Origin of the sequence: Cyclonatronum sp. (assembly GCF_022565315.1) — a bacterium.
Classification (GTDB): domain Bacteria; phylum Bacteroidota; class Rhodothermia; order Balneolales; family Cyclonatronaceae; genus Cyclonatronum.
In genome coordinates, this window is sequence record NZ_JAIUMX010000126.1 from 1 (window position 1) to 9,785 (window position 9,785).

Here is a 9,785-nt window from a genome sequence, read left to right on the forward strand (position 1 = left end):
ATCTGGTTTTTCATCTTCTGCATCCTTCTGGGCCTCATTACGATCGGAATCCTGCACCGCTCCCGCACTAAAACACTGCGCCTCAGGGAAATGCGCACCCGAAGCCTGCTCGAGCTGCAAACCTGCTATGTAATCAGAACTGACCTTGCGGGCAATTATACCTATGCCAATCCCAAATTCATCGAAGTTTTTGGTTTCCTGTACAAAAACAATGAATCCAGAACCATTGATTATCTGGGAAGGAACTGCATGAGTTCAACCGCACCTGAAGACCAGCAAAAAGTAAGAGATACGATCACCGATTTACTGGCGAATCCATACAAGGTCATACAGGTTGATATGCGCAAGCCGCTCAAAGACGGCACCAAAGCCTTCACCTTGTGGGATTTTTCCGTGGTTTTCGGATTAAATAACAAGCCGGCTGAAATTCAGTGTGTAGGGATTGACTATACAGAGCGTAAAAAACAGGAAAAGCAGCTGAAGGAAAGTGAGCACAAACTTCAGCGCACCATCGAGTCTGTACCACACCCCATGCTTATTGTTGATGAAAACCTAAACATACAGTTTGTGAATGAAGAATTTCAGCGGGTGTTTGGCTATGAAGAGCCGGAAATTTTGGGGGAATCAGCAGTAAAACTCCTTCCGGGCAGCAGCAATTCAGACCATATCAAAAGACTGTGGAACAGAATCCGCTCGCAAGAAAATGTAAAAAGAATTGGTGGTTTTCAGGCCGTCTTATCCAAAAACGGCAATGAGATTGCTGTTTTCATGAGCCTGAACCATTTCAGCAGCGGCGGCAGGAAATCGACCATTATTATCTTGCAGGATGTTACCGAGCTGAAGATACAGCAGGATGTTATCCTCAAACAGAACAAAACCCTGCGGGATATCGCCTGGCATCAGTCGCACGTAGTGCGCCGGCCGGTCGCTAATATTTTGGGATTGATAGATTTCATCACCAGCTACCCCGAAGAAACCCTGCATCAGCAGAAAGAGCTGCTCGAAATGCTTAGAACGAGTGCCCTCGAGCTTGATGAAATTGTAAAAGACATGGTGCGCATGTCTAACGACAGCGAGTTTGAGCGGTAAATTATTGCGAACCATTTCTTTAACTTTAAGAAAGATCAGCCCCTGCAGTTAATATCGTTTTTTTTTGATTTAACGGGTCTGCCTGCGCTTCATTAATATTGAACAGGCCTTTTTTTAAACTTATTTTAATAAAACTTCAAACAGCAACAGCAACCGGTATTTTAAAAGGGTTGGGCATTAATAAACTGCACCTTAAGCTGTTTGCTTCAACGGAAACTATTGTATGATTTCATGGAAGACGTCCTAAACCAAAGTATCAGCAATCTCGCTGGATTAGCTGCTGATATTTGCGGGATAGCCTTTGCTGCCATTTCAGTTCTGAATAAGGATCGGCTTGAACTGCTTTCGGGCTGTGAAACAACTGATTTGAATCTGCAGACAGACAGGCTGCTTAACATCATTAACGGGGAAATTAACCTTATTAAATCAGCCCCCTTTGCAGACAAGGTTAAGTTCAGAAAAACCGGTACCGAAGGCTTTTTTCTTGCCACAGTCTGTATCACAAAAGCTGATGAGGAAACTGTTCACGGAGCCATGCATCTGCTGCATACAGAAGAAAAAGCCCTTACCGAACCCCAAACCCGGCAATTGCAAAAGCTTTGCGGGCAGGCGTCAAACCTCATAAAAGCCAGAAACAGCAATACAGCGCTGGTTGATAAAGTGGAACATCTTCTGAAAATTGAGGAGATTTTCAACCTCAGCCAAAAAGCAAACAAAATCGGAGCATGGGAGCTTGACGTTGATTACGGCAGGATGATCTGGACCTCCGAGGTTTATGCCATTCACGACCTGCCCGAATCGCACCAAAATACGCTTCAGGAGGGCATTAATTTTTTTCACCCTGCTGACCGACCTAAAATTACACAAGCTATTCAGCGAACCATTGCTGACGGAACACCCCACGAACTGGATTGCCGGCTTATTTCTGCCAAAGGCAGGCTGAAATGGGTGAGAATTACGGGCCGGCCTTTCGAAAACAAACGGAATCGCAAGGTCATTATCGGGTCTATTCAGGATATCAGCGAAAAAAAGAAAGCAGAACTCATTCGCAGGCAGGAGTACGGTTTCTTCGATTCCGGGCCGGTTTCTATTCTCATGTTCGGCATAGCCGAAAACTGGCCGATAACCTATGCTACTGAAAATGTTTATAGCCTTCTTGGTTACAGGCCTGAAGAGCTTAAGGACGGCCGGTTCCGCTATTTAGAGCTTATACACCCCGATGACGCCCTTGTTTTTGAAAACTTTGCGTATGAATTGCTTGAAAACCACGATACCGAACCCGACATCACTTACCGGTTCAAGACAGCCACAGGCGGGTATAAATGGATTCGGGGCATAAGCAGGCTCATACAAGATTCAGACGGTGTACCGGTCGCAATAAGAGCTTACATCAGCGATAACACCATCCAAAAAGAAAGCGAACTCAGGCTTGAGGAAAACGAAAAACTGCTCAACAGCTTTTTTAATCAGTCGTTTACCGGCTTTTTCTTTGCCATGCTCGACGAACCTGTAAAATGGGATGACGAAGCCGACAAAGAAGCCCTGCTTGATTACGTGATGACGCATCAGCGCATTACAAAAGTGAATCAGGCTATGCTTGATCAGTATGGGGCAACGGAAGAGCAGTTCCTGGGGCTTACGCCCTCTGATCTTTTCGCACACGATATAAAACACGGCCGGTATATCTGGCGCGGCTTGTTCGACAAAGGAAAATGGCATGTTGAAACCCGCGAATAAAAACTGGACGGCACCCCCATCATCATAGATGGTGATTATATCTGCCTGTACGACAGTGAGGGGCGCATTACCGGGCATTTTGGTGTGCAGGCAGATGTTACTGCGCAAAAAGAGGCCGCCGGCAAACTGGAAGCACAGCGCTGGCTTTATGAGCAGATTCTGGAACAAACCATGGCAGGCTATTGGGACTGGTACGTAAAAGATAACACCGAATACCTGAGCCCCGGCTTCAAAAAGATGTTTGGCTACAAAGATTACGAGATGGAAAATACGCCCGAAGCATGGCAGGAGATCATCTTTGAGGAGGATCTCGAAAAGGTTTTCCGCGTGTATGAAGATCACATATCAAGCCGCGGCAAATCGCCCTACTATGCAGAGGTTCGCTACCACCATAAAGACGGCTCAACGGTTTGGGTAATCTGTACCGGAAAAGTTATCGAGTGGGATGAAGACTGGCAGCCTGTAAGAATTGTGGGCGCACACGTCAACATCACAAAACTAAAAGAACAGCAGCAAAAGCTGACCTATCAGCAGAATCTGCTTGGTGCACTTTTTAAACTTTCCCCTATTGGTATTGCCTTAACTGACTTTGAAACAGGCTCTTTTATTGATGCAAACGAAAAGCTGATTGAGTACTCTGGTTTTTCAAAAGATGAGCTCCTCGGCCTCACCAATCAGGACCTCACCCCGCCGGAATACACCGGCAACGAGTCCCGGATCAACAAGGTAATGAAAGCAAGGGGCGCATTCGCGCCTTATGAAAAGGAGTACATCAGGAAAGACGGCAGCCGGTACCCCGTGCAGATGCGCGGCAAACTCATCGAAGATCTTAACGGAAGGTCGCTTGTATGGTCGTTTATTGAGGATATTTCGGAACGCAAAGCGCAGCGGCTTAAGCTCGAAGAAGCCCTTGCCAATCTTCAGGCAACCCTGGATGCAAGCACACAGGTTGGAACCGTTGCTACGAACAACAGCGGAACCATCACATGGGTTAACAGCGGTGCTGAACGTATGCTGGGCTATACTGAAACAGAACTGGTGAATCATGCAAGCCCGGCACTTTTCCATTTACAGGAAGAAATAGAAGCAAGGGCGCTTGCGCTGAGCGAACAATACGGGGAAACGGTTGAAGGTTTTGAGACCTTCGTTTTTAAAGCCCGAAAGGGTATGGCTGAAAGCATTCAGTGGACGATAAAAAGGAAAGACGGCAGCATTTTCCCGAGTATAGTTTCAGTTACAGCTATACACCGGCAGGATGAAATCATCGGTTTTCTGGGCGTCCTTACTGATATCAGCGAGCAAAAGAAGACCGAGTCAGAAATGCGCAGCCTGCTGCAGATTACAGAATCGCAGAATGAACGCCTCAAAAACTTTGCCCATATTGCCTCGCACAACCTGAGATCACACGCGGTTGGCATTTCCGGCCTTTTGGAGCTTTGGCAGGAAAAAGAGCCCGGCATCTTTGATGAAGAGATACCGCAAATGCTGCTGAAAGCAGCCGAAAACCTGGATGATACCATCGAAGATCTTACCGAGGTGGTTAAAATAAACCTCTCAGACTCTTTTTTTGAAATACTCCCGCTCAAAAAACTGCTCAAAAAAAACATTGACAGTGTAAGCGTGCAAACCCGCAGAAGCGGACTCACCATTAACACCGATGTACCCGACGACCTTATGGTTCAGGGCAACCCGGCCTACCTGAACAGCGTTTTGCTTAACCTGATCACCAATGCGGCCAAGTACAGCTCACCCGAACGCGACAGCTACCTCACCATTAAAGCCTCTGCAAAAAACGGCTACGCCTGCATCACTTTTGAAGACAACGGCCTCGGCATTGATCTTAAGCGGCACGGTCACAAAATTTTTGGCATGTATAAAACCTTCCACAAACATCCCGATTCCAGGGGTGTGGGTCTGTTTCTTGCAAAAAGTCAGCTGGAAAATATGGGCGGAACCATCCGTGTAGAAAGCGAAGCAGGCAAAGGCACAACCTTCACCATTAACCTGCCGCTTGCGGAGTGAACGGCTTTTCTGCCATTGCTGCCATACCCGTCTGATTCGCGGTCTCCGCATTTAACCTGCACACCTTAACCCAAGCTGTGGCGACCATGATTGTTTACAAACGCATCATCCTCATAGTTCTGTTTGTGCTGCTTAACCTGCACGGGTACCGGCTCATGGAATTCGACAAAACGCAGGCCGTAAAACAGGAATGGCGGATTGCCGAAACACAGCTGATGCTGATCGCAGCAGCCGGCGGCAGTGCAGGCATTGGCACAGGCATGCTGCTGCAGCGCCACAAAATCCGCAAGCCCAAATTTTTTATCGGGGTACCGCTGCTGCTGCTGCTCAACCTGGCAACACTTCGTTTTTTGATGAAGGATGAAAGCTCCGGCCCCTATCTGCGGGTGTGAGTGATTCAGGGAACTCCCGGGGATTGAACAAACAGCCGGCCGCTAATCAAACGATTATCCGGGGGTGGCTGTTTATCTGCCCGTTCCCACCCTAATTCATTTTAGCCCAATTACATGAGCAAGCAGAAAAAGCGTCAGCGTTTGGCCGCCTACGGCACGGCCGCCGGAATCCTTATCATCACCTTCATATTGCTGGCCCTGCTGCCCGACCGGCCTGAGGCAGGCGACCTCCCCCCTCAGGACACCGTTCATGAGGTTCCGGTACTACGTTTCACGCCCGGCGACTTCACCACCGAAATCCGCATTACAGGCCGGGTTCGCTCTGTGCAGCGCATCGAGCTCTTCAGCGAAGTGCAGGGCGTACTGCAAAGCGGTGCCCGCCCCTTCCGCACCGGTAACCGGTTCAGGGCAGGCGAAGTGCTGATGCGCCTCGACGACACCGAAGCCCGCATGAACCTCGCGGCACAGCAAAGCCGGTTTCAGTCGGCCCTTTCGGCCCTTCTGCCCGCCATCCGGCTCGATTTTCCCGACCGCTTCGAAACCTGGGCGGCCTACACCGAAGCCATCACTCCGGGCCAAACCCTGCCTGAACTTCCCGAAATTACCGGCCGCACCGAGCGCTTCTTCTTTTCCGGCAACGACATCTTCGGTCAGTTTTTCGCCATCCGTGCAGCTGAAGAACGCCTGAGCAAGTTCACGGTCCGTGCCCCCTTCAGCGGCGAGCTGCGCATGGCCGACGCCTTCCCCGGCACGCTCATTTCACCGGGCGCCAAGCTCGGCGAATTCTTCGGCGACACCTACGAGCTGGAAACCTTCATCAGCCTCAGCGAGCTCGATTTTGTACAGACCGGCAGCACGGTGAGCCTCCGCTCCCAAGCCCTTTCGGAGCCCCTCAGCGGGCGCATTACCCGCATCGGCCGCTCGGTTGACCCCGCAACGCAGGCGTTTCCCGTTTTTGTGGAAGTGCAGTCGCCCGCCCTGCGCGAGGGCCTCTACCTTGAAGGCCGCATCGAAGGCCGCACCCTGCCCGATGTTACCCAAATCCCCCGGCACCTGCTCACCCGCGACAACACCGTAATGGTAATCGAAGACGGCCTTGCCACGCACCGCCGGGTTGAGCCCGTTTTCTTCAATACCGACACCGTGCTCATCCGCGGTCTGTCCTCCGCCGATCAGGTCATTGAGCTCCGCGCCGGAACCACACGGCTTGCAGGTACACGTGTTCGGGCCGCCGAATAGGCCCGCATCACCCATCACCCTATCACATAAAATCCTGCACCCGTACCGGTCTTCATGAAACAACTCATTGCCTACTTCATCAGCTACAAATCGGTCGTCAATTTCACCCTTGTCCTTATTGTGATTTTGGGCGCGCTGTTTTTCTCCAACATGCGCTACTCCTTCTTCCCGGCCGAATCCGTCAGTTTTATAAACATCGACATCACCTGGGTCGGGGCTTCCCCTTCTGAAATCGAGGAAGCCGCCGTCGCCAAAATTGAGGACAACCTCCGGGGCGTGAGCGGTATCGACCGCTTCACCTCCGTTTCGCAGAACAACTTCGCCAGCATTTCGGTGGAGCTGCGCGAGCGGATTAACCCGGATGATGTGCTCCTCGACATCCAAAACGCCGTCGATCAGATCACGACCTTCCCCTCCACCATGGAAGACCCCGTGGTGTACAAGGTGGAAGTGCTCACCGATGCCATGACCATCGCCCTCAGCGGAAATCAGCCGCTCACCGTAATCAAAGACATCGCGCGGGAAATCGAAAGCGACCTGCTCAATCAGCCGGGCATCTCAAAAGTGACGCTCGAAGGATACCCCGACGAGGAAATCGAGATCACCATCCGCGAAGAAACCCTGCGGGCTTTCGGGCTCACCCTGCCCGACGTGAGCCGGGCCGTTGCCGCAGCCAACATCGAGCTTTTCGGCGGCACCATCCGCACCGGCCGCGAGGAAATTCAGCTCAAAGCCGACGCCCGCGTGTTCTACGCACAGGACATGGAAAACATCCTCATCCGCGCAACGCCCGATGGCGCACAGGTGAGGCTTGGCGACATCGCACGGGTGCAGAACCGCTTCGCCGAATCGCCCAACCGCCGCTTCCTCAACGGCGAGCCTGCCGTAAGCATCCGCGTGGATAACACCGCTGATGAAGACATCCTCGATACCGTAAACTTCCTGCGCGGCTACCTCGCAGCCTTCAACGAAGGCCGCGACGATGTGCGGGCCATCATCATCAACGACCGGGCCGACGCCCTCGAAGAGCGGATTCAGATCCTGGCCGACAACGCCTGGCAGGGTGCGCTGCTCGTTGTAATTGTGCTCGGCATCTTCCTGAACTTCCGGCTTGCGCTCTGGGTATCGCTGCAAATCCCGGTTGCCCTGCTCGGCATGCTCATCTTTGCCGGCCTTTGGGGCATCACCATTAATCAGCTCTCCATGTTCGGGGTCATTCTCGTACTCGGAATTCTGGTGGACTACGGTGTCGTGGTTTCGGAAAACATCTATCAGCAGTTCGAGCGCGGCAAGGATGCCATCAACGCCGCTATCGACGGCACCATGGAGCTGGTGGCCCCGCTCATGCTCTCCTTCACCACAACTGTGGCGGCCTTCTCTCTGTTCTTCTTCATCGACGGACGCTTGGGCGAGTTCTTCTCTGACATCTCCTTCGTGGTGATTGCCTCCAACATCGTGGCGCTCGTGGTCGGCTTCTTCCTGCTTCCCGCCCTTATCGCCAACTCTAAATCCCTGCGCAAAGCCAACAAGCCCAACCGCTTCGAAAAAGGCTTTGACCGCATGTTTAAGGCCATCCTCAATAAATTTTACGCGCCCTCCCTCCGCTTCGGGCTGCGCTTTCCGTTTGTGGTGATCCTCACCGTGGTCGGGCTCTTCATCGTAACCATCGGCGGCTTCCGCAGCGGAACCATCACCGGCACCTTCTTCCCTAACATCGAGTTCGATGAGCTTTCCGTAAGCCTCCGCCTGCCCGCCGGCACGGCTGATGCCGTAACCGAAGACATCCTCATGGAAATCGAAGAGGCCGTAGCCCGTGTTGATGCCCGCCTCACCGAACAGGCCGGCGGCAACTCCCCCATCCGCTACGTACAGCGCATTATTGGTCCGCAGACCAACACCGGGCGCCTGCAGGTAACGCTCACTAAGCCCGAAGACCGCGACTTCCTCGCCTTCTTCATCGCCGGGCAGATCCGGGAAGAGGTGGGAGACGTACCCGAAGCCGAGAACATCTCCTTCGGCACCGGCAACGCTTTCGGCAAGCCGATTTCCATCTCCATGATTCACCGCTACGACGACCTCGACGAACTGCGGGAGGTGAAGGCCATGCTCGTGAGCAGGCTTTCCGCCGAGGACACCATCATCGACGTAATCGACAACGATCAGATCGGTCAGCGGGAGTTCAACCTCCGCCTCAGGCCGCAGGCAGAGCTGCTGGGCTTCACCCTGCAGGACATCACCAATCAGGTGCGGCAGGCCTTTTTCGGCATTGAAGCCCAAAGCCTGCAGCGCGGCGATGAGGAAGTAAAGGTTTGGGTGCGCTACGACGAAGAAACGCGCTCTACCCCCGCAAGCCTCGAATCCATGCGCATACTTGGCCCCAACGGCGGCACCTTCTTCCTGCGCGACCTCGCCGAAATCGAAGAGCGCGATACCGTTGTGCTCATCAACCGGCGCGATGCCCGGCGCGAAATCAGCGTGGAAGCCGATGTGGCCTCCCTCGATATTCCGGTGCCGGCCGTGCTCGGCATGATTCAGGGCCGCATCCTGCCCGAAATTCAGGAACAGTACCCCTTCGTTGAGTTCACCTTCGAAGGGCAGGCGCGCCAATCGGCCGACACCACCGATTCAGCCGCCAAAGCCGGTCCCGTAATTCTGCTCATCATGCTGTTCATGATTCTGCTCAACGGCCGCTCCATCACGCAAACGCTGGTCACCATCGCCATTCTGCCCTTCGTGATTGTGGGCGTAGCCTGGGGGCACGTGATTTCCGGCATCCCGCTGAGCATTTTTTCCTTTTTGGGGATGATCGCCCTCATCGGGATTCTGCTCAACAACATGTTCGTGCTGCTCTCAAGCTTCAACGAAAACCTGAAGCTCGGCCGCGGCTTTGCGGCCTCGCTCTACCGGGCGGCGCTTTCGCGCTTCAAGCCGATCATGCTCACGGCCATCACAACGGCGGCGGGCCTCACGCCGCTGCTGCTCGGCACCTCCATCGGGGCGCAATTCCTCAAGCCAACGGCCGTAACCGTCTTCTACGGGCTACTCTTCGGCACCTTCCTCACCCTCGCCCTCGCGCCCTGCCTCATGGTGCTGGCCAACCACATCAAGCGGGGCGGCACAGCGCTCATCCGCCGGCAATGGCCCACCAAAGAGGAAGTAGAAACCGCGCGCATCGAGCTCAAAAACATTGAAACCCTAAAATCCGAACTCCGATGAACCGCCCCCATTTTCCATCTCAAGCGGGTTCAGGCCTGTTCTTCGCGTTTTTCTGTCTTTTTATCGGGGTGATGGGTCCCTCGCCCGCAC

At 53.1% G+C, this 9,785-nt stretch carries 6 protein-coding genes; all 6 read left to right on the forward strand.

Annotated features, from left to right (window positions below; all coding sequences use genetic code 11):
- The coding region (locus LAT75_RS13890; RefSeq protein ID WP_291483280.1) for a PAS domain S-box protein at positions 1 to 1,089 on the forward strand (1,089 nt) is incomplete at its 5' end.
- Between the two features lie 231 nt (positions 1,090 to 1,320).
- Positions 1,321 to 2,826 carry a PAS domain-containing protein gene (locus LAT75_RS13895; RefSeq protein ID WP_291483281.1) on the forward strand — a complete coding sequence of 502 codons (1,506 nt, stop codon included), beginning with the start codon at positions 1,321 to 1,323 and terminating at the stop codon, positions 2,824 to 2,826.
- An 84-nt stretch (positions 2,827 to 2,910) separates the two neighbouring features.
- Positions 2,911 to 4,848, forward strand: a complete 1,938-nt coding sequence (locus LAT75_RS13900; protein ID WP_291483282.1) for a PAS domain S-box protein — start codon at positions 2,911 to 2,913, stop codon at positions 4,846 to 4,848.
- Between the two features lie 86 nt (positions 4,849 to 4,934).
- Complete coding sequence (locus LAT75_RS13905) at positions 4,935 to 5,240, forward strand: DUF1294 domain-containing protein (RefSeq protein WP_291483283.1); 306 nt, start codon at positions 4,935 to 4,937, stop codon at positions 5,238 to 5,240.
- Between the two features lie 114 nt (positions 5,241 to 5,354).
- Positions 5,355 to 6,479: an HlyD family efflux transporter periplasmic adaptor subunit gene (locus tag LAT75_RS13910; protein ID WP_291483284.1), complete on the forward strand. Its 1,125-nt coding sequence runs from the start codon at positions 5,355 to 5,357 to the stop codon at positions 6,477 to 6,479.
- 54 nt (positions 6,480 to 6,533) lie between these two features.
- Positions 6,534 to 9,695, forward strand: a complete 3,162-nt coding sequence (locus LAT75_RS13915) for an efflux RND transporter permease subunit (protein ID WP_291483285.1) — start codon at positions 6,534 to 6,536, stop codon at positions 9,693 to 9,695.
- Positions 9,696 to 9,785 lie beyond the last annotated feature (90 nt).